Here is a 26,109-nt window from a genome sequence, read left to right on the forward strand (position 1 = left end):
CCCCCTGTGGGCTTCGCTGCCAGCCTGCTACTATGTACTGGTCCATCGCATCTTCCCAGGTACATAATGGCTGTTTCAGACCACTCTCGCGCGCTTCTTGAAGTTATCCCTGATGCCAGAGACGGCCTTACCCGCACTGAAAGAATCATTCTTTACGTACTGCACGAAACCCAGCGAGAGCTGAATGGCCGTAATGTCCCGACCGCCATGCTCTATGGCAGGGTGCTCGAATATGTGGATATGAGCGAGGCAGACCTGCATCTCTACCTGGACCGGTTAGGCGTAAAGGGAGACGGGATGTGACGATCGATTTCAATGCTCTCTACCCCAAGCTGGTCAACCTCATACTCGACACGATCTTCGTGGTGGACGAATCCGGCCAGATCGTTTTCGTCAGTGAGGCTTGCCAGCAGTTGCTCGGTTACTCGTCAGCGGAAATGATCGGAACGCCACTGCTTGACTATATTCACCCGGAAGACCAGGAGCGCACCCTGGTTGCAGCCCGCCGGGTAATGAGTGGTCACAACCACACGGATTTTGAAAATCGTTACCTGCACAGAGATGGGCATGCCGTGCACATCCTGTGGTCGGCTCGCTGGTCTGAGGAAGATCGTCTCCGGATTGCCGTGGCTCGCGATGTCACTGCATTACGGCGGGGCGACCAGACTCGCAACGCGCTTTACCGGATCTCCGAGGCAGCTCATGAGGCAGAGACGCTCCGCGATCTGTGCGATGGTGTTCACTCCATTATTGGTGAACTTTTCCCGGAGTCTGATCTTTATCTGGGTTTCAATCAGTCACGGTCTGGTCGGCTCAGCTCGCCAGACTGGCGCACGGAAAACGGTTGGATCGACTGGCAAGTGCCCCCTGGATCTGCCCTCGAAGAGGTTATCGACACCAGAAAATCGCTCATGGCAGCCAGGGATCCGGCGCATTCGGGTCTTGGGATGCACACTAGAACCGGCTCAGAGGTTGCCAACTGGCTGGCGGTGCCTCTGGTTTTCCACGAGTCCGTTCTGGGCGTCCTGGTGATTGAGCGAGCGACAACGGCCGTATCGTATGACGAGGCCGACAAATCGCTATTGGAGTTCGTGGCAACCCAGGTTGCTGCGGTTGTCGAGCGCAAGCGTGCAGAAGAAAATCTTCGATTCCTCGCTCATCACGACGGGCTTACCGGGTTAACCAATCGTTCCCTGTTCTACGACCGCCTGGAGACCGCCCTGCGATCGGCAAGCCGGAACGAAGGTCGGCTGGCGCTGCTGTACCTCGATGTGAACGACTTCAAGCAGATTAACGATACCCTGGGTCATGAAGCTGGCGATCAACTGCTGATCGAGATGGCCCAGAGACTCAGGGACTGCACTCGTGAGGCAGATACCGTTGCAAGGATGGGCGGTGATGAATTTACAGTGCTACTCACCGACGTTCGTGGTCGTGAGTCTGTCGAAAACGCCATGGCCAAGATTCGAGACATGCTGAGCTTACCCGTAGTTCTCGGCGGAACAACGGTTCGCGTGTCTTGCAGTATTGGTTCGGCCATGTACCCGGAAGATGGGGAAACCGCGAGGCTGTTGGTCAGCAAAGCCGATGCCGCAATGTACGCGAGCAAGCGTCAGGCACAGTAGGGCTGGCTGAATGCGTCAAATACGCAAGCGGCCAGCCCGAGCGTCAGCGATTATTTTGCGGTAATGGTCTGCATCACCAGCTTGCCATCTTTCTTGATCGGGCCGTCTTCCTTGGCGCCCAGGGTGTATTCGAAAATTCCGGTTTTCATGCCGCCGTCTTCGCTGTGAACCATCAGCATGAGCATGTCACCGGATTGCACTTCCTCGGTCAGGATAGCCGCGACATCCATGTTCATGCCTTTGCGCAATGGTGCATGGGCAACGACAGGGCCGGGCTTCATGGATTCGTCGGTGCGATGAACCACCAGCCAGCCATTCTGCTCGGCAACCACCTTTCTGGCGGATACTACGCCGTTGGCGACGGACTGATCATTGGTCCAGACACCGGGCTTATGCTCAGCGGCCAGTGCCGAGCCGGTTGCGAATGCGCCGGAAACCAGGGCGGCCAGAAGTACGGATGTTTTTGCGTGCTTGGTCATTGCGTTCTCCTAAGTCTCAGTGTTTACCGTCCATTGGGTTGTTATTGGACGGCTTAACTGCAGCTACGGGAGCGGGTACGCAAAGTTTCAGGCACCGTTTATTTTTTGTGGTCCCGACTACTGATTGTTGCCGTCGGTGGGGTAGAGGTAACCATGAATCGCCGGCCCGGTGGGCTGGCCAGTGGGTGAGCCGCCTTCGGGCTCGACACTGATCCCGAACGTGGCTTCCTTGAGAAGGGCCGGGTCATAACTTCTCAAGGCCCCCTCATCAAGTTCGAAATCGTTGCCCAGAACGCCTACCGAACGTGGGTTTGGTCCCAGCTCGTCCGCCTTGATCCACAACTGATAGGATTTCCCGGGTCTTGGCTCGGCGGTCACCGGCCGGATATTCAGCCGTTGCTCCTTCAGGTCCACCGTCAGCAGGAAGGCCGGCTGTTCATCATTATGCTGGAACACCGCTACAAACGACTGCGTTTGAGGTGTGGGCTGTGGCTGGAACACCAGGACTGCCATCAACAGCAGGGCAGCCGCCGAAGCAATCGCCGTACTCCAGCGCCAGCGCTTCAGCTGACTGCGCAGTGCAACCACGTTGGAGGCTTCGGCAGCCTTGCGGGGTGTCGATTCGATTCGGTCCAGAGCCTTCTCGATTTTTGCGAACAGCGCTGGCGACGGCTGCACGGGCTCGGTTTCTTCAGCTAGCCGGCCCAATCGCTCTTCCCACTGCAGAATCAGGGCCTCCACCTCCGGATCCTCGCTGCGCCGGGTTTCAACATACTCCCGTTCCTGGGCCGGTAGGGTACCCAGAACGAACTCTGCAACCAGCATGTCCAGGTCGTCGCGTTCCGTCATGATTCCAGGCACCTTTTGATCTGTTTCAGGGCGCGGTGTAGCCAGGTTTTCACCGTATTGACCGGCTGCTCGAACTGGCTTGCCAGATCTTCCCGGGACCAGCCATTCAGGTAGGCGAGCCGCACCATGTCCTGTCGGTCTTTCTCCAGTTGGTCTATGCAGTGATTCAGTTTATTTGCCGCCTGCTGGTCTTCCAGCTGTTCCTGAGCCGTTGACTGTCTGCCCGGCATCTCGTCCAGCTCATCGCTGTTCGTGGTGCGTCCGGCAGGGTGTTTGCGCAGCTCATCAATCGCACTGTTACGGGCAATCGAAACCAGCCAGGTGATAGGCGAGGATTTGCCGTCCTGAAATTGCTCTGCTTTCTGCCAGATCTTGAGGTAACTGTCCTGGATAACATCGTCTGCCCATCCTCTATCTCTGAGGATACGCAATACGGTGCCCAGAAGTTTCGGAGCAGTTGCCTGGTAGAGGAGGGCGAAAGCCTGGCGGTCTTTCCGAGCCACACGATGAATCAGCTCAGCAACACGCTCAGGGGTGTCTGAGGGCGACTGCGAACTCGTCGCGCCGATGGCATTGTCTGGGAGCTGATGGGAGTCAGGCTTCATGGTGCCTCAGGCTCTGGTGTCTGATCAGCAGGTTACTTGTTGGTTCGCCGCTGCTCAACAGGAATTTGCCCGGAGTCTGTTGGCTGAAGCGGGTGGATGTGAGGAAGGGAGGTTACCTCCCCTCCTCACGGCAGGGGCTGTGGGCAACGGCTCAGCCGCTGATCTGGCGCCCGATGTGGTCGATCACCTCGCCATGCTCGTGCTGTGGACTGAACATCACAATGTCGGTGTCTGCTTCTGCCCTCACGCTGTGCCCGGGAGGCCAGTAGAATAAATCACCACTGCGGGAAGTTTCTTCCTCGCCATCGGTGTAAATCGCGGTGATTTCGCCGCTAACAACATATCCCCAATGGGGGCTCTGACAACTGTCGTTGTCAAGCCCGTGAAGCAACTCAGTTATATCGGTGCCGGCGTCAAACGAAAAATACTCAGCGCCCATCTTCCCGTAGCCCGTGACATCACCGAAATCGGTTTTCTGCCGAGCTATTGCACCGGGGGCATCGATCCGAACAGGTACATCTTCTTTTGCGATATGCATAAAGATTACCTCCGTGTCGATTTGTTGCCAGGGCCATACCCACTGCACGCTTACTTCGGGTTTGGCCCTGACCACCAAAATAGCATAGATTGCCTGGCTTCAACGGCCCGTTTGGTATTTGCCCGTTCGCCTTTTCAATCTTTAGGGGGCAGCTCCCGCGCTGGCCGTACCTCTATGCTGCCAAAACGGGCCGGTGGAATCCGGCTGGCAAGTTGCAGCGCCTCGTTGAGGTCCCGGGCTTCCAGCAGGTAGAACCCCGCCAGCTGCTCCTTGGTTTCGGCGAAGGGACCATCAGACACCAGCACCTCATCATCCCGCACACGTACCGTCGTTGCAGTCTCCACGGGTTGCAGTGGCTGGCCGGTTATGAAGTTGCCCTGCTGTGCCAGCCTTTCCACGCCAGCGATACACTCCTGGTTGAGGTCGTGCCATTCCTGTTCTGTCATGGCATTGATGATGCTCTCCTGGTAATACACCAGGGCCACGTATTTCATGTGCGCTCCTCCATGTGTGTTGTTCGATGTTTTCGATAAGTAGTCGCGTAGCGCTGAGCAAAATCGACAGAGAAAGGCGGGAAATCAGGAAAATTTCTCAAGCTCTGTCAGCCTGCGCTCCAGAAAGCGCCGTTCGGGACCTTGGGAGACAAGGCCCAGTGCACGCTCATAAGATTGTCTTGCCTCTTCAAGGTTGCCGGCCCGGCGCTGAAGGTCCGCCCGGGCAGCATGGAACAGGTGGTAACCAGCAAAGGCCTTGTGGCTCATCAGCTCCTCAAGGAGCTGCAGGCCATCTGCCGGGGTGTCCCGCATGGCAATGGCCACAGCCCGGTTGAGCGCAATCACCGGAGACGGTTGCTGTTGGTAAAGAGCGTTGTACAGGCGCACTATGCGGGCCCAGTCGGTTTCGTTGGCTTTGGATGCCTCGGCGTGAACCGCTGCGATGGAGGCCTGAAGGGTGTAGAGCCCGGTAGGTGTGCGGGCCAGGGCCGCCTCCAGCCACTGAAAGCCGAAATCTATACTGGCCTGGTCCCATAGAGAGCGATCCTGATCTTCCAGAGTGATCAGATTTCCTTCCTCATCCTGACGTGCTTTCCGTCGGGAGTTCTGAAGCAGCATCAACGCCAGCAAACCGAGCACTTCCCCTTCTGGTAGCAGTCTTGCCAACGCCTCTGCCAGGCGAATGGCTTCCGCGGAGAGATGAACGTCGACAATCTGCTCACCATCACTGCGGGAATAACCTTCGTTGAACACCAGGTAGATTACCCGGAGTACTCCGGGCAGCCTCTCCGGCAGCTCCTTCGCCTCCGGCACCTCATAGGGAATGCCGGCATCCCGGATCTTTCTCTTGGCGCGTACGATCCGTTGGGCCAGGGTTGCGGGCTTCTGCAATAGCCCACTGGCCACCTGTTCGGTGGTCAGTCCGCACATTTCGCGAAGGGTCAGAGCCACGCGGGCATCCAGGGGCAGGGCGGGGTGGCAGCAGGTAAATAACAGTCGGAGTTGATCGTCGTCGAAGGTCTGCCCGATAGCGCTGGTACCGGTCTCCTCCGGCTGATCGATCAGATGAGAATAATGTTGTGCCGTCCGGGAACGGCGAATGTGGTCTATACCCCTGCGATGACCGGCCCGGATAAGCCAGGCCGAAGGGTTGTCGGGAAAACCCTCCTGCCGCCATTGCCGCACGGCAGAGGTAAACGCTTCCTGCATGGCCTCCTCGGCCAGCGTGAAGTCGCCCAGCAGCCTGATCAGCGTTGCAAGCACACGGCGTGAATGCTGCTGGTAGATCTGTTCAATCCATTGATCATCGGTAGTCATCGTTAAACTGGTGTCCCTTGAATTCCAGGGTTCGAGATGTCTTTTTTCCTGTACTTGAATGTTTCTTTATCAGAGATCAGGCCTGACTGCCAGGCCTGGATCTCAATGGCATAGATGACCAAGGAACGCGGACACCGGGGGGTGGGCCGCAAAAGCCTCCGGATAGACAACCACAAGCTCCTTTGCCAGCCCGGGCTCGCTAACGGGAATGGCCTGCAAGGTGCCTGCGCGAACCTCCTCGGTCACACTGGCTGCGAGAACCAGGGATATTCCCAGTCCAGCCTTGACGGCCTGTTTCACAGCCTCTGTGCTACCCAGTTGCATGGACACTTTCGGGAACGGTCCCTGATCACCGAAAAATTGTGCCAGTAGCCGGCCTGTGCCTGTGCCAGGCTCTCCGCCAAGAAGCGTCATTTCTGCGAGGGTGTCCCGATCTATGCTTTGAAGATCTGCGCATGGGTGATCGGGTGGAACAATCAGTACCATCTGTTCTTGCCGCCAATCCTGCGACAGAAATCCGGGTTTGGGCTGCCACCACTCCATTATGGCTATGTCGAGTTCACCGATTGTCAGTTGCCGGGCAATTGAGGGGTTATTATCAATTACGAGGTCTACGTCGGGCGAGGCTGTATCGTCCCTGAAGGCCCGAAGATAGGGCTGGAGCATGTATATGCCGATGTTTGAGCTCGCCCCTATCCGAACGCCGGCCCCCCGAACCGCTTCACGGGCATGTTTGTCGAGGCGCAATATACTGTTTGCGAATGGTACCAGTGCCAAAGCTGCCCTGGTGGGCTCGCAGCCTGATCTTCCCCTTCGAATCAACAACACATCCAGGTCTTGTTCCAGTTTCTGGATATGCTGGGAGAGAGTGGGTTGGGCGATTCCAAGATTCTCGGCAGCGGCCTGAAAACTCTGATGCTGGACCAACGCGATAAAGCTCTTGAGCCAGACCGGATTCAGCATGGAGAGTCCTCACGTACCGACGGAGAATTGATCGCATCCCGCGGCCGTTCACCCCTCAATGCCTGCAGAATGTTCTCGGCCGCCCGTTGCTCAATGGCGAGCCTTACACTTTGTACGGCCGATCCGATGTGAGCGGTAAATAATGTGTTCGGATGGGCAAGTAACTCCGGACTGATCTCGGGCGGACGATCCGATCGCGCCCAGTCCTCCATTTCGAACACATCGGCGGCGTAGCCACCCAACTGTCCGGAAGCCAGTGCCGCCAATACGGCGTTCTCATCCACCACGGAACCCCTGCATGGGTTGACCAGATAAGCTCCCCGCTTCATCAGTGCCAGGCGTAAAGGGTTTATGGTGTGAAAGGTATGCTCGTTCAGTGCCAATGCCAGTATTACGATATCGGATTGGGCGAGAAGCTCTTCCAGCCCTGTGTGCGCCAGCCCCAATTTCCTCTCTTCATCAGAAGGCAAGCCTTCCGGCTGTGAGTACAGCAGGTTTGCACCCCATCCTTGCAGACGGGCAGCGATGGCCTTACCAATGGCACCCATTCCAACAATGCCAATGGTTGCGCCCTCAATCCCCAGCCCGTAGAACTTCGGCTGCCACCCTCTGAACTCTCCGGAACGAACAAATTCGTCCGCTGCCTTTACCTGCCGGGTAAGGCTAACGGTGAGTCCGATGGTCAGTTCTGCGGTAGGGACGGTTAGAAGATCCGGCACGAATGACAGCCACACCCCATGGCGAGTGCAGGCGTCCACATCGAAGTTGTCATAACCTTTCAGGGCTGCGCCCACGATCTTCAGGTTAGGGCAATCAGCCAGAAACTCCTCGCCGATTCTGTCCGGCATGAAGGCCATCACGGCATCGGCTGTGGATACCCTGGCCTTTACCGAATCTGGCGGGAGCGTGCGGTTTGACTGATTGGTTAACAGCTCACAATGTGGTTCGAGGGCAGCCAGGACTTCATCGTGTACCCGGTGAGTTATCACAACTCTTGGTTTCATTCGTTTTCCTTACTTGAATTTCTTACGGAGGAAGCCGCTCAGGCTATCGACAATCGTGACCATCAGCAGGATAACGATCAGGATGGCACTGACTTCCTGGTACTGCATGATGCGCAGCGAGCCCATGAGTTCGAAACCGATGCCTCCTGCTCCCACCATGCCCATGACGGTCGAGGCGCGGAAGTTGTACTCCCAGCGGTAGATGGATACATCGGCGAACTGTGGCAGAACCTGGGGCAGAACTGCGTGCCAGAGAACCTGTAGGCGGGTCGCTCCGGCAGCATCGGCTGCTTCCACCGGGTCTTCGTCCACATGTTCAATGGCTTCTGCAAAGAATTTGCCGACCATCCCAATAGAATGAAGGCCGAGAGCAAGAACGCCCGGTAGCGCGCCAAAGCCGACGGCAGCGACAAAGATAATCCCCATGATCAGTTCGGGTACCGAGCGCAGGCCATTGAGCATGGTACGGGTTATGTGGAAAACCGCGGGATGTGGCGACGTATTCCGGGCAGCAAGGAAAGCTAACGGTACCGAAGCGGCAACCGCAATTGCAGTGCCGGCAATGCTCATTGCTAGGGTATCGACAAGTGGCGACACCCAGTTCATCACATTGGTAAAGTCGGGCGGCAGCGATTCACCCAACAGGACGCCAATCGCCGGCACGCCATTGGCCAGGGTTTTGAAATTAAGCAGGCCTACGTACCAGCTGGCAATGAGAATCACCGCAAGAACCAGGCCTGCCTGCAGGAGTTTTCTCCGCCAGCCCCGGGCATGCTCATCCAGCACCGGCGCTGACGGAGCCGACGACAGAGTCGCCGGTTCCGTCGGGGTATAACTCATGGAATTCCTCACATCTTGGCGAAGTCGAGGTTCAGGAGGCTACCCATGCGCCGGATTACGTCGTAATCCGAATCGGAGATAGCAGCAAAGCCTTCAGCCTTGAGGTTGCTCAGGATTTCCTTGTCGTCGATGCTGATGAAGGCGTTTCGAACCTTTTCTTTCAGCTCAGGGGCGAGATTTGAGCGCATGGCCCAGGGATACTGGGGGAACTCGCCGCTATATCCTAGAACCTTCACATTGTTGCGGTCGATCAGGCCACGATCCATCACATGCTGGAAAATCACCTCGGACAGGCCGCCGGCCTCTGCGTTGCCATTTGCCACATTCACTGCAACAGAGTCGTGGGACCCTACGAAATGTGCCTCATAGTCACGGCCGGCTTCCAGGCCCGCAGATTCCATAAGGACAGTTTTGGGAATCAGGTGGCTCGATGTAGAGGCTCGATCACCATAGGCCATTTTCTTGCCCTTAATGTCGGCATAGGATTCAACCCCGGAATCTGCGTTGGCAATGATGATGGAGCGGTACGTGGGCTTGCCGTCCACAATCATGGCTGCAAAGGGTTCGATGTCGCTCTTGCTTTTGGCCATCACGTAGGACAGGGGGCCGAAGTAAGCCAGGTCGATACGTCCGAAGCGCATGGCTTCGATCATCGAGGAATAATCGGTAGTAACGATCAGTTCAACTTCCTTGCCAAGCGTGCTTTCCAGATAGTCTTTCAGTGGTTGATTGCGTTTGATCAGTTCAGAGGCGTTCTCATCGGGCAGGAGAGCAACTTTCAGAAGATCAGGGTCTGGATCTGCTGCGAGTGCCTGCGGATTCAATCCTGTCACCAGGCAGAGTGCGATCAAGAGGTTCAGTAACGCTTTCATCGGGCTATCTCCAGTTTCGTCGGTTGGGGGTTAACGGTTGTATTGCCGGGAACCGGGACGGTTCGGGGTTTGGTTTCGTAGTTCCCGTGGTAGATCTCATTCAGGTGGTGTTGCTTCAATTGCGCAGGTGGTGCATCGAACACAATCCGGGCATTGGCCAGGCCGATGATTCGGTCTGCAAAGCGTTGGGCGTATTCCAGCTGGTGCAGTGAAATAACAGCGGTAATACCATCTTCCTGGCAGATATCGCGAAGTAACCCCAGTACCTTTTCCGACGTGGCCGGATCCAGACTGGCAACGGGTTCATCCGCGAGAATCATTGAGGGCTGTTGTGCAAGCGCACGGGCGATGCCAACTCGCTGTTGCTGGCCACCAGACAGCTGGTCAATCCTGGCCAGAGCTTTGTCGGCAAGCCCAACGCGTTCAAGGCAGTGAAGGGCAAGTTCAAGATCGTACCTGGGCAGTGGTAACAGGCTGCGCCAGGTGCTGTGATAGGCAAGCCTGCCTGTCAGCACGTTCTGGAGTGCAGTGTGGCGCTCGATCAACTGATGATGTTGGAACACCATGGCAGTGCGGCTTCGATGCAGCCGCACGGTTCTGCGGTTATCAAGGTCACCAAATTCCGCCGAAACGACCTTGCCAGCCGTTGGCTGCACCAGGTGGTTGAGTGACCTCAGCAGCGTGGATTTGCCCGCACCGGAAAGGCCGAGCAGGACCGTAAACTCGCCCTTGTTGAAATCAACGGTGGTGGGCCGTAGAGCAAGGACATTGCCGGGGTAAGTCACCCCCATGTCCTCAATGCGAAGCATCATGTCGGGGTATGAAGCAGGCGTCATTGGATCACCTTTTGCAATGAATAAGCTCGCTTGATTGCGACTTACAATGCAAACGCTAATCCTGGGAGGTGACAGTGCAGTGTCAGTGAGGTGACACCTTAATGACCATTTGCGCCAGCCAAAGAAGATTTACTCAGTCAGATTTCCCTGCTTGCGCCACCGCACCGGCGGCATGCCCGTCCAGCGCCGGAACGCGCGGTAAAAGGTGCTTGCCTCGGCAAAACCCAGTGCTTCAGCGATTTCCGGCAGGGAAGAGGTGGCATCGGCAACCGCCTGCAGGGCCTTTTCGCGGCGTACGTCGTCTACAAGCCCATCGAAGGTCTGGCCTTGTTCATGGAGTCGCCGGGCCAGGCTGCGCTCGCTGATGCCAAGGGCTTCCGCTGCGTCTGCCCGGCGGGGCAGAACCGGTCCTATCCGGGCGGTGAGCCATCTCCGTATTTCGGGCACCGAGGCACTGTTAATGGAAAGCGCGGCGAGGCGAGCGGTTGTGTAGCGCTCGTGCACTTGCGCAAGCTGAGGGTCGGCCTGGGGCAATGGCTGGTCCAGAACGCTATTGTCGATCAGTACCCCGCTGAAAGCCTGTTCGAATTCCACCGGGCAGTTGAATACCGTCTGATATCCCGCCAACGGCCCCAGTCGCGGTTGGCTGAATTGCACCCGGGCCGGTTGCATCCGGGTTCCCGTAACCCAGCTCCCGAAGCCCACCACCGAGGCTAGCACCGCCTCAATCTGATGCGGACTGAATGCCAGCCGGCCCTGCCTCGGATGGTAAACCAGCCAGGTAGCCGCGTTGCCGGCAACAACCTGGAAACGCCCGCCATCGGAGATCAGTCGCTGGAAACGCTGGACCATCACGATGGCTTCCCGCAGGGTGGCGGCGGACTGCAGCGCAAACCCGACACCACTGATACTCATGGGAGAAAACTCCGCACCCACTTTCAGGCCAAAGCCCGGGTCACCGGTGCAACGCTCGGCGGCGTGCCAGAGCCGGGTAATGTCGTCAATTGGCCAGCGTTCCAGTTCGCAGGCGGAGTGCGCAATGCCCGCAGCGGCCAGCAGTTGCTCGGCCGTTACCGACAGCCTCTCTGCAGCACCGATCACGGTGTTGACCCAGCCAATGGAAACCGTGGCCTCTAAAGTCAATTTTGTTGGCCTCTAAAGTCAATTTTAAAGCCATGGTACCGGTATATCTTTAACGCTGACAACTCATTGCGATCAGGTCGGATGCGATATGGCCAAGGTAATTACCTCAGATATTCTGGTGGTCGGCGGCGGGCTGGCCGGTATTGTCGCGGCTCTGGAAGGCCTGCGCGCCGGCAAGTCCGTTGTGCTGGCAGACCGGGATACCGAAGAGCGCATGGGAGGCCTGGCGCTGTGGGCCTTTGGTGGCATGATGCTGGTGGGCACGCCGCTGCAGAAACGCATGAAGATTGCCGACACACCGGAGATTGCCCTGGACGACTGGCTCAGCTTTGGCGAGCTGGCGCCGGACGATGAATTGCCCCTGCAATGGGCCCGTTACTATGTGGAGCATTCACGCTCCGAGGTATACGACTGGCTCAGCAACGAAGGCATAAAATTCCTGCCGGCGGTGAACTGGGTTGAGCGTGGCCGTTTTGGCGATGGCAACCGTTTGCCCCGTTACCATGTGGTCTGGGGCACCGCCCGGGAACTGGTCCGGTGCCTGATGACGGCGCTACACCGGGAGAACACCAGCGGCAAGCTCACCCTGCTGCACCAGCATCGTATTACTGAACTGGACCACGAAGCGGGAAAAGTGAGTGGGGCCCTGGCTGTCAATGAAGCCACCGGTGAGGAAGTCCGCTTCGCGGCTTCCGCGGTGGTTCTGGCCACCGGCGGCATCAACGGCAGCCACAAGGAATGCCGGGCCAACTGGCCGGTGGATCGCCCGCAACCCACCCGCATGTTGAACGGTGCCCATCCCTATGCCGATGGCCGCATGCATCACTGGGTGGCCGACACCCTGGGTGGCCGGATTACCCATGCCGGCGAAATGTGGAACTACGCAGCCGGCTTCCCGCATCCGTACCCCCACTTTCCCGGCCATGGTCTTTCCACCATTCCCTGCAAATCCGCCCTGTGGCTGAACCACCGGGGTGAACGGATTGGCCCGGAACCCCTGGTGACCGGCTTTGATACCCACTGGCTTTGCCAGCGGGTGGCGGAACAGGAAAAGCCCTGGACCTGGCACCTGCTGAACTGGCGCATTGCCGCCAAGGAATTTGCCATCTCGGGCGCCGAGCACAACGCCCGCATCCGGGATAAACAGTTCCCCCAGTTCGTGAAAGAGCTGTTGCTGGGCAACCACGCCCTGGTGCGACAGATGCAGCATGAAAGCCGGGATTTCCTGGTGGCGGACAGCCTTACTGAGCTGGCCGGCAAGATGAACGCGCTGACCTGTTCCAACGACATCAACCCGGCAACGCTCAAAGCCACCGCCGATGCCTTCGATGCCAACTTCGCGGCGGGCACCAGCCTCCATGATGATCCCCAGATCCGCATGATCCAGCACGCCCGGGAATGGAAGCCGGACCGCCTGCGCACCTGCAAACCGGCGCCGCTGCAGAAACCGGGCGCCGGCCCTTACATCGCCATCCGCATGCAGCTGATTACCCGCAAGAGCCTGGGTGGCCTGCAAACTGATCTGCAGAGCCGCGTCCTCACCGACCAGGGCGCACCCGTTGAAGGTCTCTACTGTGTGGGCGAGGCCGCAGGCTTCGGTGGCGGTGGCGCCAACGGCAAACGCTCCCTGGAAGGTACCTTCCTGCCGGGCTGTATCATGACGGCCCGGGCAGCGGTGCGCTCCATCGTGGCCGGAGGCTGAATCCTGTGGGCATATTATTTAACCGAAACCCTGAACCCGGAAAGCTTGGAGAACAACAATGACAAACGGCGCACAAGCCCTGATGAAAACCCTGGTGGATGCCGGAGTTGAGGTCTGCTTCAGCAACCCCGGCACCAGTGAAATGCACTTTGTGGCCGCCCTGGATGACGAGCCTAAAATGCGGGCGGTTCTGGCCCTGTTCGAGGGTGTGGCCACCGGCGCCGCTGACGGCTACGCCCGAATGGCCGACAAACCCGCCGCCACCCTGTTGCACCTGGGCTGCGGGCTGGGTAATGGCCTGGCCAATCTGCACAACGCCCGCAAGGGCAAGGTGCCGGTACTTAACATTGTTGGCGACCATGCCACCTACCACGTGAAATACGATGCCCAGCTGCAGTCTGATATCGAGACCGTTGCCCGCAACGTTTCACCGGGGTTTGTACGCACGGCCAAGAGCACCGAAACCCTCTGCCAGGATGCCGCCGAAGCCATTGCCGCTGCCCGCACGGCGCCCGGGCAGGTAGCTACGCTGATATTGCCGGCGGATGTATCCTGGGGTGAGGGCGGTGTGCCCAACGCGCCCCTGGCACCGCCAACACCGGCGCCGGCAGACGATGCCACGGTAGAGGCCATTGCCTCGGCCATCCGTTCCGGCAAGAAAACCGCCCTGCTGATGGGCGGCCATTCCCTGCGCGAACCGAGCATGCTGGCGGCCGCCAAACTGGCTGCGCACAGCGGCGTGACCCTGCTGGCGGAAACCTTCCCCACCCGCATTGAGCGGGGCGCCGGCCTGCCTTACATCGAACGCCTGGCCTACCTGGCTGAATTGGCTACGGTGCAACTGACGGACGTGGAACAACTGATCCTGGTGGACGCCAAGGCGCCGGTCTCCTTCTTCGCCTATCCCGGCAAGAAGAGCTATCTGGTGCCGGATACCTGCCAGGTACATACCCTGGTGGCGCCCGACCAGGACATCCTGGCCAGCCTGAACAAGCTCAACGAAGCCGTTGGCGCCAGTCAGGCCGAACCAAAGCTACAACCGGCGAAACGACCGGGCCGACCACGGGGAAAGCTCACCGCCGAGAAAGTCTGCAAAGCGGTGGGTGAACTGATGCCGGAGAACGCCATCATCGTGGACGAGGGCATTACCTCCAGCCTGATGCTTTCGGTAATGACCGCCGGCGCGCCCCGCCACGACATGATCACCCTCACCGGTGGCGCCATCGGGCAGGGCCTGCCCAACGCCGTAGGTGCCGCCGTGGCCTGCCCGGACCGGCCGGTCATCGCCCTGATCGGTGATGGCACCGCCATGTACACCATTCAGGCCCTCTGGACCATGGCCCGGGAACAGCTGAATGTAACCTCCATCATCTTCAACAACGCCTCCTACTCCGTGCTCAACATCGAACTGGAACGGGTAGGCGCGGAAGAGGCCGGAGAAAAAGCCAAATCCCAGCTGGACCTGCGCGGCCCGGTGATCAACTTCGCGGAAATGGCGAACGGGATGGGCGTTCACGCCGTGCGGGTACACACCGCCGAGGAAATGGCAAAAGCCCTGGAATACGCCCAGAGAATGCCGGGACCACACCTCATTGAAGCCGTGATCCCGGAATCCCTGAGCGGGGTTAAGCGCCGGATACTGCCGTGGATGCTGCGCTCATTGCCCAGCCTGCCGCTGTCGGTTTCCAAGGCACTGAAGCGCAAACTGGCACCCTGACAGGTGCAATAAACGCCCTCAGCCCCGACGCGCCGCCTCAATGGCGGCGATGTCGATCTTGCCCATGGTCATCATGGCCTCGAAGGCCCGCTTGGCGGCGGCTGGGTCAGGATCGTTTATCGCTTCGGTGAGGGCGACCGGGGTGATTTGCCACGAGATGCCCCATTTGTCTTTGCACCAGCCACAAGCGCTTTCTTCGCCGCCATTGCCAACAATGGCGTTCCAGTAGCGATCCGTTTCCTCCTGGTCCGAGGTAGCCACCTGAAACGAAAAGGCCTCGTTGTGCTGGAAGGCCGGTCCGCCATTGAGACCAAGGCAGGGGATGCCCAACACGGTGAACTCCACCGTAAGCACATTGCCTTCCGAGCCTGCGGGGTAGTCCGCAGGCGCACGAAGCACTCTGCCCACCGATGAATCAGGGAAGGTCTTTTCGTAGAATCGGGCGGCTTCTTCTGCTTCGCTCTCATACCAGAGACAAATGGTATTTCTTGGATGGGTCATCGAACTGATCCTCCTGGCTGGCGTTACTGGCATTGTTCAATCTGGTTGCTGATCATCCACTGAACACCGAATCGGTCTGTGGTCATTCCGAAACGATGAGCCCAGAAGGTTTCCGCAAACGGCATGATGATCGAGCCCCCATCGGACAGGGCATTGAAAACCCGCTCGGCCTGTTCCGGATCGTCGTATTCAAGGTGGATCTGGGCACCCTGAGGTGGCTGGTAGCAATCGCCCGCCATATCGGCGCCCATCAGCCGGCGCCCGCGCAGATTCAGGGACGAATGTACGATTTTGTCATGCATTTCTGGCGGCACATCCGCTGCCGCCGGTGTTTCTCCGTAAGTGATAACACCTTCCAGTTTGCCGCCGGTAACTTTCGAGTAGAACTCCATGGCTTCTCTGCAGGTGCCCGCAAAAGCCACATGCAGATTCATCTCCCTTGGGAGGCGGCCCAGGGACCGATGTTGCTCAAGTGCCTGGCTGGGTTCGAAATCCTCAAGCTCGAAGAAACGCCGAAGCTCAAGGGTCACGTTTCCACCGGCATCTTCCCGGGGCCATTGTTTGGCCCAGGCGATGGCGTCTTCCAGTGAATCCACTTCGAGCACACTGAAACCGGCCAGCAGTTCGCCGGCCGGCTCGAACGGGCCGGAAATAACATTGGGCTCACCGGCCCTGAACTGAATGCGGCAACCTTCGCTCGTTGGCCTCAACCCCTGGCCGTCAGCAAAAACACCGGCCTGGGTCATTCGCTCATTGTAACTCGCCATTGTCTGCAGGATGTCCTCTGAGGGCATAACGCCATTCTCGGTGTCGGCATCGGCCTTGCGCATCAACATGTACTTCATAGTGCTGGTCTCCAGTGAATTTCGGATTGTTTTCACTGGTTAGTCGCGCAAGCCTGTTGAATATCGACACCGAGAAAAAAGATTCCTGAGGGAATCTCAGTCGGACCTCTGAAGCCTCTGGAGCGCGATGGTGTATTCACCTTTCCCTACGTCAAATCCGATCCGGTAGGCTGCCGGGTACCAGGCCGGATAGCTGTACCTCTGCGGCTTCTTAACCGGTGACGTCATGTCTGGAAGTGACTCAAGAAAACTCAAGGACACCATCGGCTCAACGAACATAAGTTCGCCCTTGTAATAGCCGTAGATGAAGTTGTGGCTGAACGGTTGGCCATGGAATTCATGCCCCGCAGGGTCCAGGCCGTGCATTCCCATCCTGTCCACTGCGGCGTCTGGCGGAATCACGTAGCCAACGGGCACGAGTTGTGGGTCTGGTGCTGCCATCGCCAACTCACGGCTCTCACCGTGGAAGGTAATGGCTTCACGTTCACCGTTGCTGATCAGGTAAAAATGCACGTCGAAGTGGGGAACGTTGTAGACCCCATCAGGGATATGGCCGGCCGGGTTCCAGTCAAGAACCACGTGATCGTATCCCGTCCTGGGGCCTGCATCCGGCATGGGTAATGAAAACTCCCAGACCATCTGGTTACCCTGAACAGCGGGAAGCCCCTGAAGGGCATCCTTTGTCATGACGACAGATACAGATTCAGGTTCGTTCATCCCGTTCGCAATGACTTCGACGCGCGCGGTGCCATTACCGACCGGCACTGGGGCTCCGGTGAAAACGACTGGATCGGCGGCAAGCGCAACACTGGCAAAACCCAGGCAGGCTGCGGCAAAGATGGAACGGTTGGGTTGGAACAGACAAAGAGCAGTCTTCATTTCATCACTCCTCAATGACACATGCCATTCGGCAATATTTAGCGGCCGCTATGGCCAGAAAGCCATCGCCCTTCGGGCTGACTCAGAGGAGATCGGAATTGGCAGGCTGGGCTGACAGCAGTAAAACGCGCTTCCTGTCTGCACGCTTCTCCCTACTACCACCACAACGGGATTTGGCTGGGTTTGTTTAATATACCACCAGATTCAGAGCCGAGAACTGATTTTTATGGCCTGCCTGGTGTGTTTGCCGCTGTCGAATTCCAAGGCGCTGAGGCGCTTCGTGGAAAGTTTGGGCCTGGGAGAGATCGGGAGGATCCGGGGAGTGTGAGAGCTCCCCGGATTCAGTGGTTGGGTAGACGTTACAGCCAGGTCAGGCCAGCGCTGATGATGATGCCGGTGATGATGAGCAGCATCAGGCAGTAGCCCATGATGTCCTTGGCCTTCAGCCCGGCAATAGCGAGTACCGGAAGGGCCCAGAACGGCTGGAGCAGGTTGGTCCAGGCGTCACCCCAGGCAACGGCCATGGCCACCCTGGGAATATCCGCACCCAGCTCCTGCGCCGCCGGTAGCATAACCGGAGCCTGCACCGCCCACTGGCCGCCGCCAGAAGGAACGAAGATGTTTACCAGACCGGCACTGATGAAACTCCAGAACGGCAGGCTCTCGGCACTGGCAATGGAAACAAACCCACTGGAAATGCTGGCTGCCAGACCAGAAGCCGTCATCACACTCATGATGCCCGCATAAAAGGGGAACTGGATAACGATGCCTGCGCCGCCCTTGACTGCCTCGTTCAGGCTCGCCAGCAGGCGCTTTGGGGTCTGGTGCAGGATGATTGCAATGAACAGGAACATGAAGTTAACGATGTTCAGGTTCAGGCCGCCTCCATCTACGAAATACTGGAATATAAACGCGATGCCGCTAAAGCCGATGAGCCAGGCCAGGGTGCGGCTGTTTTCCAGATAGTCGGCAGGGCGGTTGATCACCACAGAGGTGTCTGGCTCATCGTCCAGAATCTTCGGGTTGGCATAAATACTGTCCCTTTCTTCTGGCAGCATCAGCCGATTGACCAGCGGCACGATGATGAACAGAGCCACCACGATGGCCAGGTTAAAGAACGCAAAGATTGTTTCTCCGGTACCGATAATGCCGATGGTGTCCTGGGTGAAGTGGCCTTCGGTGGCAATGGTCAGGGGGATGGAGCCTGCCAGGCCGCCGTGCCAGACAATAAAGCCAGAGTAAGCGCTGGCAATCAGAAGCGGGTAGTGGACGCGGATCTGGCGAGCCAGTGCCTTGGCGAACAGGGCCCCGACAACAAGGCCAAACCCCCAGTTAATCCAGCTTGCAATCAATGCAATGAAGGTTACCAGCACAATCGCCTGGCCAGGCGTTCTGGCAAGCATCGCAATGCGGTTCAGGATGCCTCGCACCAGCGGTGTGCTGGCCATCATGAAGCCGGTGACCAGCACCAGCAGCATTTGCATGGAGAAGGTGAGCAGGTTCCAGAAGCCGTTGCCCCACATCTCGACCACGGCCATGGGGCTGTGGCCCTGAAACACCATGGCAGCAACAAAGGCTACCAGGGTAAGAATAATGACGAAGAGGTATGGGTCTGGCAGGTACTTATCCACCAGGCTGACCATTGGTTTGGATGCTCTGTCTAGCATTTGTTACCTCGTTGTTTTATTTAGACTCTGTGCGAGTGTAGCAACCTAAACGTAAAGCGCTTCTTTAACCCATTATTCTTTCGGAGCATTGTGTTTCAGAGGGAACTCAGGACGCCCGGATGCGCGAGGCTATGGCATCAGCAATAAATGCGTAGCCTTTTGGGCCGGGGTGGTAGCCATCGCTGGCGAGAAGATCCGGATCGGTCACGGTTGGGTAGTTGAGGTAGGCAAAGTCTGCAGAGGCGTTCCTGGCCAGTTGTTGGTAGATCCTGTCGAGTTGCTTCGCGCGCCAACCCATTACGTACCGAAGCGGCGAAGGCAGCGCCGTGAACAGGTGCATAGGCGGCACGCTGAGAAGCAGAATGGGCCCCGAATACCGAGGTGCGAGCAATTGGCGCAATTCCCGCAACCGCCGGCGGAAACGAAAACGGGGAGTGAACCCCGTGGTGTCGTTCACCCCCATACTCAACAGCACCACATCCGCCTCTGGCAGTTCGGTGGTTTCCAGTTTGCGAATCAATGCCCCGAGCCGAATGCCGTTGATCCCGAAGGTGTGCCAGGCAATGGTCTGGCCGGTGCGTTCGTGAATCTGCCGCGCCAACTGGCTGGCCAAGCCCTGATCGTGGGTTTCAACACCGACACCGGCCGCCGTGGATTCGCCAATCACCAGGATTCGCCTGGCCGGAGTACCTTCACCATATTGACCAGACGGAGAGCCTCCCGCTTCCGGCAGCCTGGGCGTTGTGCGGCGCGCCTGCTTGCCCTGGTACAGCAGTACCGGGAAGAGCAGTGCGGTGGTCAGCCAGAAAGGGAAGTGCATCTCAAGGGGCTCCGGTTATGCCGACAGACTAGTGAGCGACTGACTTGGAGAATACATTGATCACCACAACACCGGAAATAATCAGCGCCATCCCGATCACACTGGCGGCATCCAGAACCTGCCCGTAAATCAGCCAGCCGATAAGTGCAACCAATACAACGCCCATCCCCGCCCAGATGGCATAGGCAACGCCCACCGGGATTTCCTTCAGCGTGATCGAAAGGAAGTAAAAGGCCACGACATAGCCTGCAATCACCAGCAGGGAGGGCCAGAGTTTGGTGAACCCTTCACTGGCTTTCAGACCGCTGGTTGCCACTACTTCCGCAACAATGGCAATGCCCAGAAATAACCAACTTTTCACAGCAAATCTCCAGTACCGCACGAAATCGGGAAGCAGACGATACCAGCCGGCAGTGCCTTCTTACAGGGTGACTGCAGAAAAGGGAAACTGCACTAAGCTGGTAGTGCATGCCGGAGTTATACGAACGCGTTCGCAAAACTCCGGAATGCAGGATGAGAAATGAACGTAACTATCTGATAGGGTTGGAAAGTTGGAAAAGGAAGGGTGGAACTATACGCCCACGGTGGGAGCAGGGGTGGCTCAAAAGAGGGCGTATAACTCCGGCGGTAGCAGTGGTGGTTGGTGCTCAAGCGGTTGTTTCTATTGAAGAAGCTACTGTTATTTGAGCGCGTTTGAATGGAGTTTTACGAACGGGTGATATACGAACGCGTTCGTATAATTAGCTGTTAGGTGTAAATGTGAAATTCCCAGAGCGCACGACACTAGATGAGCTTTCTAGCAACTTTAGAGTCGAGTTTTGTTCACAGGGACCAACTGAAAAGGGCTGGTCGGGCCATTACTTAGAGTGCCCCATTTGTAAAGATCTGCTGGAAAAGGGCGGTTGCCACTGTTGTACCTGTGGAAACATATCGATCGACGACGGAATGCTACGAGTAACCGTCGAAAATGGCGATAAAAAGGCAGTAAAAACCTACTATGCCTACAAAAAATAGCCGCAAACTTTGGGGAACACCTAACCAGGCCATTAAGGTTGTTCCGGGCCAATGGCCCTCCACCGGACGCCCTTGTCAGGGCGCCGCTTATGGCTGGCGTTATGCTCCGAGGAGTACATGCAATGTATGTGTTTGAGATCATAACTCCTGGAACATGGCTCGAAAGTGAGGACCGGGATTGGTCGTGGAAAATCGGAAATCTGCTGCAATCATTGAAATCACAGTACTTTGAGGCAAATCTTGCACTGAACTTGTTCACGGAAGCCAGATCTGCCCGCCCCTCATTTGCTGACCGCGAAAACTGGGAACGAGACGCCCAACGAAGGAGCGAGATTAGGCAGGAGGTAGAGCAAGATTATGGTGGGTTTCCTGGGCACGAGCATTGGGATGAGCTCCACTTTGAAACAGAAGTCCGGTTCAAGAGAGAGAAATGGTCGAATGGATTTCAACCACGGGAGTTCGAACACAATTTACCTTTCATATACGCCCGAGCCTTTCTATACGCTATTGATTCATTTGATAAGTTCCTTGGGGTGCTATCAAGAGAAGAGGGTGCGCCGCAAATCCTTGCAGAGCTGCACGCTCAGATAGGCGAAGCATTTCCCGACCTTCGAGGAGTAAGGAACACCGCTCAGCATTTAGAGGATAGATCTCGTGGTCTCGGTGCGGGGAGAAACCCGAAGCCACTGGACCTGAAACCAGTCGAAAACAATATGGTAAGTGCCCCCAACGGAGGTGTGCTCATCCTTAACTCCCTTAATGGGTCGAAATATGGCTCAACAATGGCTGACGGCCATTATGGGGAGGTTGATGTATCACCGGAATCAATGGAGAGACTTCAAAAAATCCTGCAACAGACATTGGAAGTATTCGAGTGGCATGGGCCAAAACAGCACGGTCCAAGTGCCTGAGCATAACCAATGCGTCAACGGGACCGGTTTTCCAGCGCGGTTGCGCCTCCAAACCGGCCCGTTACGCCGGCGTTAAGTGAATGGAGGCATCGGAATGCAGTGTGTTTGCGAGAAATTTAGTGCCCCAATTGAAAGCTTTGATCAAGCGGTTGAGCGTTGCAGGCATTGGCGAGAGATTGCTCCGACTTTAGAGAGGCTACACGTAGACTCGCAAAAATGGATGGCAGTGGCTCAGTGTCGCGTTTGTGGTCGGCTGTGGGCTGAAGAAGGCGCTCCTTTTGGCGAAGGACATGGGGGCGGTCCAGACTGCTACTACAGAATTGATACGGATGACCCTATGGGTTGGTTGGCAGGAGCAAAGCGTGATGTATCAGCAATGGCTCGTGCTGAGTAGTACAGCACTTAACAAGGCGCATCAATTCGCGGCCTGCGGCCGCCGGACGCCCTTTTCATTGCGGCTTCGCCTTCATTACAAGGTCGCCGTTGTGCGCTGGCGTTAGGGATAAATTATTTAGGAGATTGAATGCCGAACCCTGCAGAAAGGTTGCTCAAAATCCTCTTGGAAGGAAAGAACTTCGACAATAAGAAGAAGTGTCGGGACGTATGGGGCTCATTACTCAAAGTTTCGCCAGCTAATGATGCGTTACTAATGGCACGGTTAGGCAAAACTATGGAACTCCCTCTCGAGGTTGAGGCAGCAATCGAGGAACAGGTTCCCGGGGAGAAAGAAACGCAAGCCTATTGGATAAAACGAGTGTCTGCCGCATTCAAGCAGCAAAATCTTGAGCAACCATGGGAAACATTCAATAAGTACATTGATGAGCATACGATCTCCTACTTACGAATGGCATCGAAGTTACTCGGTGTACTCTCCAATGGATCTAGTCTCTCTGATGAAAAAATCGACGAAATCAGAGAGTCTATAAGCGACCTCTTGTCCGATGTTCGAGGCTCCGATATCGCTCCGGAAGCAAAGGGATTTCTGGTGCGCAGCCTTCAGCGAATTTTGCTTGCGTTGGACGAATACCATATTTCAGGTTCAATGCCGATTCTTACTGCGGTTGAATCAACTTTTGGACACGTGGTTATAAACCCTGAATTTCGGCAGGCGGTCACAGAAAGTTCGTTAAGCGATAAAATATGGACCACCCTATCTGTTGTTGCATCTGCAGTGACGGTCATGTCGGGGGTTCCTCAGATAGCTGCGGACATCTCTAATGTTATCCAGGCCTTACCGAAGCCCTAACAATCGCAGGCACGGCGACGCCTACTACACTGCGCCTTCGGCTCCATTCCGTAGGCGCGCATGCTGCAAGCGTTAAGCTCAAGGAAGCATAATGAGTACACCTCCCATTATTGAGCACATAGAGCGAAACCTTGAGCCTATTCCAAACGAGGGTGCGGGAAAGACTATCGAATTCGATGGCACCAAAATTCACCTTCTAAAGTTCGCCGATCAGCCTATTCCATCAGTGACCACGATCTGCACCTGCGGGTTATCAAAGCATGCTTTTGGTAGCTCCACAGGAAAAGTGCGGCAAGAGATTCTGCTCGGGTACTTTTCTATTTACGAATCCGATCAATGGTATGCCTTAGTTTCCGCAATGTGTGAAGATCTGCTGGCTACACACAAAGCGCTTGAAATGGGGCAGGTATACGATGTTCCTGGCTCCCTTTTTCCAATCAAAAATATTTCTGGCTTGTACTGTTCTTTTCCTGCTTTCTACGCTGACGATATTTGGGTATGCGATGGCACCAATCCAGATACCTACTTCATCTGGCTCTTTCCCGTTACCAAAGATGAAGTGACCTATATAAAGAAGTTTGGGCCCGAAAGCTTTGAGGAGGATGTGATAATGGTTCAACAGCCAAGGCTTTTCGATTTTGCTCGGGAGTCGACGAAGATTTAGGTGCCAGGCGCATGACAAGCTTAACCAATGCGTCAACGGGACCGATTTGTTCCGCTGCCGCTCCACAAATCGGCCCATTACGCGAGCGTTAAGTGCCAAGATGAATCAATCTGAATATAAAAAGTTGTCCCAAGCCGAGAATGTGCTTCGTAGATCGGTGTTGGAAGAAACCATTGATGTGATTCGCCCTAGGCATCCAGAGATCGCTAATAAGATCCAGGCCATTATTGAGCGTGGTCCGATTCAAAAGCCTGAGAAGCACCAGGTTAGAGAAGAAAGCGATTTGTTCCGTGTGTCGCTGGAGCAGCTGGAGCTTGAGGCTGTCGTTGAAGTGTTTGGCGATCTTGAGGTGGCCAATGTCTCCAGCGAAGGTAAAACAACGCCAGCAGCAGCTCATTATGCCGAGATGTTGGACCTATGGAATACAGTCACTTAACAATTCGCGCCACTCGGATGGCCTTTACGCCGCTTCGCTCTGTAAAGGCCACCGGTGCGCTCCGCGTTAGGTGTATTAATGAGTAACCAAGAGAAAGCCCTCGAAGCTATCAAACGATCAGCCGGCACCGAAGCGGGCGAGTACGGGATTGATGGGTTCGTTTCGCATCACCTGGAAGAGCTTCCCGAGAGTTATTGGCAGAAACATCTTGGAATCTCTGCACCATCTAATGAGCAAGTAATTGGGCTACTGGTCCTCAGAGAAAAATGGGACGACGAAGAGGTATACGATTTCACTCTTCCTGATGAAGTGACGGATTACGTGGTTAGCGTTTCATTCGATGATGATGGTCAAATCGAAGACATCGTCATGGAGAGCTAGCCTCCACCGGACGGCTTTCAGCCGCCGCTTATGCAGGCGTTGAGGCTGTAGAAAAACCCCGAAATCCCCCTCGGTTTTGGTAGCATCAGGCAAACGGACAAGGAGTCGTCGGCATGCCCCGCTTTAAGCATTACAACTACGACCAGGACGCCATGGTCGTGATCAACTACCAGGAACAGCTTCAACCCGGCACCTTTGAACACGCGGTACATTACCTGATCGAACATAAGCTGGACCTGTCAGTTTTCCACCCCAAATACCACAATGAAGACACTGGCCGGCTGGCCTACGATCCGGCCATCCTGCTCAAGATCATCCTGTTTGCCTACTCCAAGGGCATCACCTCCAGCCGCGAGATGCAGTGGTGCTGCGAGACCAACATCATCTTCAAGGCCCTGTCCTGCGATACGGTTCGGCATTTCACCACCCTGGCCAAGTTCGTCAGCAGTCACTCGGATGAGATCGAAGAGCTGTTCGAGCAGGTGCTGCTGGTGTGCCTCGACCAGGGCCTGTTGGGTAACGAACTCTTCGCCATCGACGGCTGCAAAATGCCCTCGAACGCGGCCAAGGAATGGTCTGGCACCTTCAAAGAGCTGGAAGAGAAACGTGCCAAGTTGCGACGGCTGGTTCGCCATCACCTCAAAGCCCATTACGAGCGGGACGAGGCAGAGACCGAAGCCGAACTGGATCGTGACATCCGACGAGCGAAAACCATCCTGTCTCTGGATGAAGCGGCAAAGAAAGTCGATCGCTTCCTAAAGACGAACCGCCCAAGGATGGGCCGGGGGAAGCGGAACAAGGAAGTGAAGAGCAACCTCACCGATAACGAAAGTGCCAAGATGACCACCAGCAAGGGCACGATCCAGGGCTATAACGGCGTGGCCACGGTGGACAAGAAACACCAGATCATCATTGATGCCCAGGCCTTTGGCGAAGGCCAGGAACACCACACCCTGCAACCGGTACTGGAGAGCGTGGAAGCTCGCTTCAGGAAGCTGGGTATCGCTGACAGTATCTACCAGCAAGGCACCACCGTTACCGCCGATACCGGCTTCGCCAACGAAGCCAATATGAAGTACCTGCACAAACGGCAGATCAACGGCTACGTGCCCGACAACAAATTCCGCAGTCGCGACCCGAAGTTCCAGAACCAGAAAGACAAATACGGCAAACGCCATCAGAACCAGCCGGTCTCGGACTGGAAAGAGATCATCCCGGCCAGTGAATTCCAGTTCGATCCTGTGAACTTAACCTGCATTTGCCCGGCGGGCGAAAGCCTCAAGTACCACGGTACCCGGGCAGACCAGAACGGCCAGAGCCGAGCCTATTTCCAGGGCCGTTTGCTGCAATGCCGTCACTGCCCGAAGAAGCACCAGTGCATGCAGAACCCGGACGCCGCTAATCATCGGAAAGGCAAGGGCCGACAAGTGTCGTTCACTATCGAGCACAAACGCCTGCCCAACTACACCGACTGGATGAAACACCGGGTGGATAGCCCGCAGGGTAAAGAGATCTACAGCCACCGCATGTCGGTGGTAGAACCAGTGTTCGGCAACATCGGCACGAACAAGGGTCTTAACCGCTTCAGTTTGCGGGGCAAGAAGAAGGTGCAGGGCCAGTGGCAGCTATACTGCCTGGTGCACAATATTGAGAAGCTGGCGAATTACGGGCGGATGGCGGCGTAATGCCGAGGGCGGAAGTCCCGGGAAAGTGCCTGCTGGAAACCAGCAATGCCGACGCCAGGAGCCCCAAAAGGCCGAA

28 protein-coding genes are annotated in these 26,109 nt (G+C 56.6%); 10 read left to right on the forward strand and 18 right to left on the reverse strand.

All coding sequences use genetic code 11. From position 1 onward, the window contains the following. Positions 1-66 precede the first annotated feature (66 nt). Both ACO06L_RS20445 and ACO06L_RS20450 read left to right on the forward strand, forming a co-directional pair. Positions 67-303, forward strand: coding sequence for a hypothetical protein (locus ACO06L_RS20445; RefSeq protein ID WP_064227260.1), 237 nt, complete (start codon positions 67-69; stop codon positions 301-303). Then, the gene (locus ACO06L_RS20450) at positions 300-1,625 is read left to right on the forward strand and encodes a sensor domain-containing protein (RefSeq protein ID WP_202348715.1); all 1,326 of its coding nucleotides are present in this window, start codon (positions 300-302) and stop codon (positions 1,623-1,625) included. The genes ACO06L_RS20445 and ACO06L_RS20450 overlap by 4 nt, the downstream gene beginning before the upstream one ends. Positions 1,626-1,675: 50 nt before the next feature. Here ACO06L_RS20450 and ACO06L_RS20455 read toward each other — a convergent pair whose 3' ends face one another. From ACO06L_RS20455 to ACO06L_RS20510, 12 genes are all read right to left on the reverse strand, one after another. Next, complete coding sequence (locus tag ACO06L_RS20455) at positions 1,676-2,104, reverse strand: DUF7282 domain-containing protein (protein ID WP_202348716.1); 429 nt, start codon at positions 2,102-2,104, stop codon at positions 1,676-1,678. Positions 2,105-2,221: 117 nt separating this feature from the next. Then, positions 2,222-2,953, reverse strand: a complete 732-nt coding sequence (locus ACO06L_RS20460; protein ID WP_202348717.1) for an anti-sigma factor — start codon at positions 2,951-2,953, stop codon at positions 2,222-2,224. Then, positions 2,950-3,558, reverse strand: coding sequence for a sigma-70 family RNA polymerase sigma factor (locus tag ACO06L_RS20465; protein ID WP_064227264.1), 609 nt, complete (start codon positions 3,556-3,558; stop codon positions 2,950-2,952). Before ACO06L_RS20465 ends, ACO06L_RS20460 begins: the two co-directional genes overlap by 4 nt. A gap of 151 nt (positions 3,559-3,709) precedes the next feature. Continuing rightward, on the reverse strand, positions 3,710-4,096 hold the full coding sequence (locus ACO06L_RS20470) for a cupin domain-containing protein (protein WP_202348718.1): 387 nt from the start codon (positions 4,094-4,096) through the stop codon (positions 3,710-3,712). A gap of 134 nt (positions 4,097-4,230) precedes the next feature. Further along, positions 4,231-4,590 carry a YciI family protein gene (locus ACO06L_RS20475; RefSeq protein ID WP_202348719.1) on the reverse strand — a complete coding sequence of 120 codons (360 nt, stop codon included), beginning with the start codon at positions 4,588-4,590 and terminating at the stop codon, positions 4,231-4,233. A gap of 84 nt (positions 4,591-4,674) precedes the next feature. Further along, the gene (locus ACO06L_RS20480) at positions 4,675-5,907 is read right to left on the reverse strand and encodes an RNA polymerase sigma factor (RefSeq protein WP_202348720.1); all 1,233 of its coding nucleotides are present in this window, start codon (positions 5,905-5,907) and stop codon (positions 4,675-4,677) included. Between the two features lie 102 nt (positions 5,908-6,009). After that, positions 6,010-6,870, reverse strand: coding sequence for a LysR family transcriptional regulator (locus ACO06L_RS20485; RefSeq protein WP_202348721.1), 861 nt, complete (start codon positions 6,868-6,870; stop codon positions 6,010-6,012). Next, on the reverse strand, positions 6,864-7,874 hold the full coding sequence (locus ACO06L_RS20490; RefSeq protein WP_202348722.1) for a phosphonate dehydrogenase: 1,011 nt from the start codon (positions 7,872-7,874) through the stop codon (positions 6,864-6,866). Before ACO06L_RS20490 ends, ACO06L_RS20485 begins: the two co-directional genes overlap by 7 nt. A 9-nt stretch (positions 7,875-7,883) precedes the next feature. Further along, complete coding sequence (phnE, locus tag ACO06L_RS20495) at positions 7,884-8,714, reverse strand: phosphonate ABC transporter, permease protein PhnE (RefSeq protein WP_202348723.1); 831 nt, start codon at positions 8,712-8,714, stop codon at positions 7,884-7,886. 8 nt (positions 8,715-8,722) lie between these two features. After that, positions 8,723-9,586 carry a phosphate/phosphite/phosphonate ABC transporter substrate-binding protein gene (gene phnD, locus ACO06L_RS20500; protein ID WP_064227272.1) on the reverse strand — a complete coding sequence of 288 codons (864 nt, stop codon included), beginning with the start codon at positions 9,584-9,586 and terminating at the stop codon, positions 8,723-8,725. Next, positions 9,583-10,422: a phosphonate ABC transporter ATP-binding protein gene (phnC, locus tag ACO06L_RS20505; RefSeq protein WP_064227273.1), complete on the reverse strand. Its 840-nt coding sequence runs from the start codon at positions 10,420-10,422 to the stop codon at positions 9,583-9,585. The genes phnD and phnC overlap by 4 nt, the downstream gene beginning before the upstream one ends. Before the next feature lie 129 nt (positions 10,423-10,551). Then, a complete protein-coding gene (locus ACO06L_RS20510; protein ID WP_064227274.1) occupies positions 10,552-11,565 on the reverse strand; it encodes an AraC family transcriptional regulator in 1,014 nt (337 codons plus the stop codon). Positions 11,566-11,653: 88 nt separating this feature from the next. Here ACO06L_RS20510 and ACO06L_RS20515 point away from each other — a divergent pair, with 88 nt between their 5' ends. Together ACO06L_RS20515 and ACO06L_RS20520 are read left to right on the forward strand one after the other, a co-directional pair. After that, positions 11,654-13,267 (forward strand): FAD-dependent oxidoreductase, encoded by a 1,614-nt coding sequence (locus tag ACO06L_RS20515; RefSeq protein WP_202348724.1) that lies wholly within the window; start codon positions 11,654-11,656, stop codon positions 13,265-13,267. A 58-nt stretch (positions 13,268-13,325) separates the two neighbouring features. After that, on the forward strand, positions 13,326-14,984 hold the full coding sequence (locus ACO06L_RS20520; RefSeq protein WP_202348725.1) for an acetolactate synthase large subunit: 1,659 nt from the start codon (positions 13,326-13,328) through the stop codon (positions 14,982-14,984). An 18-nt stretch (positions 14,985-15,002) separates the two neighbouring features. Here ACO06L_RS20520 and ACO06L_RS20525 read toward each other — a convergent pair whose 3' ends face one another. The 6 genes from ACO06L_RS20525 to ACO06L_RS20550 form a co-directional block, all read right to left on the reverse strand. Continuing rightward, positions 15,003-15,485, reverse strand: a complete 483-nt coding sequence (locus ACO06L_RS20525) for a VOC family protein (protein WP_202348726.1) — start codon at positions 15,483-15,485, stop codon at positions 15,003-15,005. Positions 15,486-15,508: 23 nt separating this feature from the next. Then, the gene (locus ACO06L_RS20530) at positions 15,509-16,330 is read right to left on the reverse strand and encodes a YciI family protein (RefSeq protein ID WP_202348727.1); all 822 of its coding nucleotides are present in this window, start codon (positions 16,328-16,330) and stop codon (positions 15,509-15,511) included. Positions 16,331-16,426: 96 nt separating this feature from the next. Beyond that, positions 16,427-17,209, reverse strand: coding sequence for a DUF5602 domain-containing protein (locus tag ACO06L_RS20535; protein ID WP_202348728.1), 783 nt, complete (start codon positions 17,207-17,209; stop codon positions 16,427-16,429). Positions 17,210-17,568: 359 nt separating this feature from the next. Further along, positions 17,569-18,876 carry a short-chain fatty acid transporter gene (locus ACO06L_RS20540; protein WP_202348729.1) on the reverse strand — a complete coding sequence of 436 codons (1,308 nt, stop codon included), beginning with the start codon at positions 18,874-18,876 and terminating at the stop codon, positions 17,569-17,571. Positions 18,877-18,982: 106 nt separating this feature from the next. Then, complete coding sequence (locus ACO06L_RS20545; RefSeq protein WP_202348730.1) at positions 18,983-19,696, reverse strand: SGNH/GDSL hydrolase family protein; 714 nt, start codon at positions 19,694-19,696, stop codon at positions 18,983-18,985. A gap of 28 nt (positions 19,697-19,724) precedes the next feature. Then, a complete protein-coding gene (locus tag ACO06L_RS20550) occupies positions 19,725-20,078 on the reverse strand; it encodes a DMT family transporter (RefSeq protein ID WP_320407654.1) in 354 nt (117 codons plus the stop codon). A 754-nt stretch (positions 20,079-20,832) separates the two neighbouring features. Between ACO06L_RS20550 and ACO06L_RS20555 the strand changes: the two genes are divergently transcribed. From ACO06L_RS20555 to ACO06L_RS20580, 6 genes are all read left to right on the forward strand, one after another. After that, positions 20,833-21,621, forward strand: coding sequence for a hypothetical protein (locus ACO06L_RS20555; RefSeq protein ID WP_202348732.1), 789 nt, complete (start codon positions 20,833-20,835; stop codon positions 21,619-21,621). A 523-nt stretch (positions 21,622-22,144) separates the two neighbouring features. Further along, complete coding sequence (locus ACO06L_RS20560; RefSeq protein WP_202348733.1) at positions 22,145-22,867, forward strand: hypothetical protein; 723 nt, start codon at positions 22,145-22,147, stop codon at positions 22,865-22,867. 91 nt (positions 22,868-22,958) lie between these two features. Next, positions 22,959-23,531 (forward strand): suppressor of fused domain protein, encoded by a 573-nt coding sequence (locus ACO06L_RS20565; protein WP_202348734.1) that lies wholly within the window; start codon positions 22,959-22,961, stop codon positions 23,529-23,531. 100 nt (positions 23,532-23,631) lie between these two features. Beyond that, complete coding sequence (locus ACO06L_RS20570; RefSeq protein ID WP_202348735.1) at positions 23,632-23,967, forward strand: hypothetical protein; 336 nt, start codon at positions 23,632-23,634, stop codon at positions 23,965-23,967. Positions 23,968-24,045: 78 nt separating this feature from the next. Further along, positions 24,046-24,348, forward strand: a complete 303-nt coding sequence (locus tag ACO06L_RS20575) for a DUF2004 domain-containing protein (RefSeq protein ID WP_202348736.1) — start codon at positions 24,046-24,048, stop codon at positions 24,346-24,348. Between the two features lie 113 nt (positions 24,349-24,461). Next, positions 24,462-26,033 (forward strand): transposase, encoded by a 1,572-nt coding sequence (locus tag ACO06L_RS20580; RefSeq protein ID WP_202348737.1) that lies wholly within the window; start codon positions 24,462-24,464, stop codon positions 26,031-26,033. Positions 26,034-26,109: the final 76 nt, after the last annotated feature.

The organism is Marinobacter sp. (genome assembly GCF_965229985.1).
Classification (GTDB): domain Bacteria; phylum Pseudomonadota; class Gammaproteobacteria; order Pseudomonadales; family Oleiphilaceae; genus Marinobacter.

Excerpts from the sequence above, each read along its gene's own strand:
- ACO06L_RS20485 (WP_202348721.1), bottom strand. The coding sequence starts at position 6,870 with ATGCTGAATCCGGTCTGGCTCAAGAGCTTTATCGCGTTGGTCCAGCAT.
- phnD (WP_064227272.1), bottom strand. The coding sequence starts at position 9,586 with ATGAAAGCGTTACTGAACCTCTTGATCGCACTCTGCCTGGTGACAGGA.
- ACO06L_RS20480 (WP_202348720.1), bottom strand. The coding sequence starts at position 5,907 with ATGACTACCGATGATCAATGGATTGAACAGATCTACCAGCAGCATTCA.
- ACO06L_RS20575 (WP_202348736.1), top strand. The coding sequence starts at position 24,046 with ATGAGTAACCAAGAGAAAGCCCTCGAAGCTATCAAACGATCAGCCGGC.
- ACO06L_RS20455 (WP_202348716.1), bottom strand. The coding sequence starts at position 2,104 with ATGACCAAGCACGCAAAAACATCCGTACTTCTGGCCGCCCTGGTTTCC.
- ACO06L_RS20580 (WP_202348737.1), top strand. The coding sequence starts at position 24,462 with ATGCCCCGCTTTAAGCATTACAACTACGACCAGGACGCCATGGTCGTG.
- ACO06L_RS20530 (WP_202348727.1), bottom strand. The coding sequence starts at position 16,330 with ATGAAGTACATGTTGATGCGCAAGGCCGATGCCGACACCGAGAATGGC.
- ACO06L_RS20545 (WP_202348730.1), bottom strand. The coding sequence starts at position 19,696 with ATGCACTTCCCTTTCTGGCTGACCACCGCACTGCTCTTCCCGGTACTG.
- ACO06L_RS20560 (WP_202348733.1), top strand. The coding sequence starts at position 22,145 with ATGCCGAACCCTGCAGAAAGGTTGCTCAAAATCCTCTTGGAAGGAAAG.
- ACO06L_RS20540 (WP_202348729.1), bottom strand. The coding sequence starts at position 18,876 with ATGCTAGACAGAGCATCCAAACCAATGGTCAGCCTGGTGGATAAGTAC.
- phnE (WP_202348723.1), bottom strand. The coding sequence starts at position 8,714 with ATGAGTTATACCCCGACGGAACCGGCGACTCTGTCGTCGGCTCCGTCA.
- ACO06L_RS20515 (WP_202348724.1), top strand. The coding sequence starts at position 11,654 with ATGGCCAAGGTAATTACCTCAGATATTCTGGTGGTCGGCGGCGGGCTG.
- ACO06L_RS20525 (WP_202348726.1), bottom strand. The coding sequence starts at position 15,485 with ATGACCCATCCAAGAAATACCATTTGTCTCTGGTATGAGAGCGAAGCA.
- ACO06L_RS20490 (WP_202348722.1), bottom strand. The coding sequence starts at position 7,874 with ATGAAACCAAGAGTTGTGATAACTCACCGGGTACACGATGAAGTCCTG.
- ACO06L_RS20470 (WP_202348718.1), bottom strand. The coding sequence starts at position 4,096 with ATGCATATCGCAAAAGAAGATGTACCTGTTCGGATCGATGCCCCCGGT.
- ACO06L_RS20520 (WP_202348725.1), top strand. The coding sequence starts at position 13,326 with ATGACAAACGGCGCACAAGCCCTGATGAAAACCCTGGTGGATGCCGGA.
- ACO06L_RS20465 (WP_064227264.1), bottom strand. The coding sequence starts at position 3,558 with ATGAAGCCTGACTCCCATCAGCTCCCAGACAATGCCATCGGCGCGACG.
- ACO06L_RS20460 (WP_202348717.1), bottom strand. The coding sequence starts at position 2,953 with ATGACGGAACGCGACGACCTGGACATGCTGGTTGCAGAGTTCGTTCTG.
- ACO06L_RS20475 (WP_202348719.1), bottom strand. The coding sequence starts at position 4,590 with ATGAAATACGTGGCCCTGGTGTATTACCAGGAGAGCATCATCAATGCC.
- ACO06L_RS20570 (WP_202348735.1), top strand. The coding sequence starts at position 23,632 with ATGAATCAATCTGAATATAAAAAGTTGTCCCAAGCCGAGAATGTGCTT.
- ACO06L_RS20555 (WP_202348732.1), top strand. The coding sequence starts at position 20,833 with ATGTATGTGTTTGAGATCATAACTCCTGGAACATGGCTCGAAAGTGAG.
- ACO06L_RS20535 (WP_202348728.1), bottom strand. The coding sequence starts at position 17,209 with ATGAAGACTGCTCTTTGTCTGTTCCAACCCAACCGTTCCATCTTTGCC.
- ACO06L_RS20445 (WP_064227260.1), top strand. The coding sequence starts at position 67 with ATGGCTGTTTCAGACCACTCTCGCGCGCTTCTTGAAGTTATCCCTGAT.
- ACO06L_RS20565 (WP_202348734.1), top strand. The coding sequence starts at position 22,959 with ATGAGTACACCTCCCATTATTGAGCACATAGAGCGAAACCTTGAGCCT.
- phnC (WP_064227273.1), bottom strand. The coding sequence starts at position 10,422 with ATGACGCCTGCTTCATACCCCGACATGATGCTTCGCATTGAGGACATG.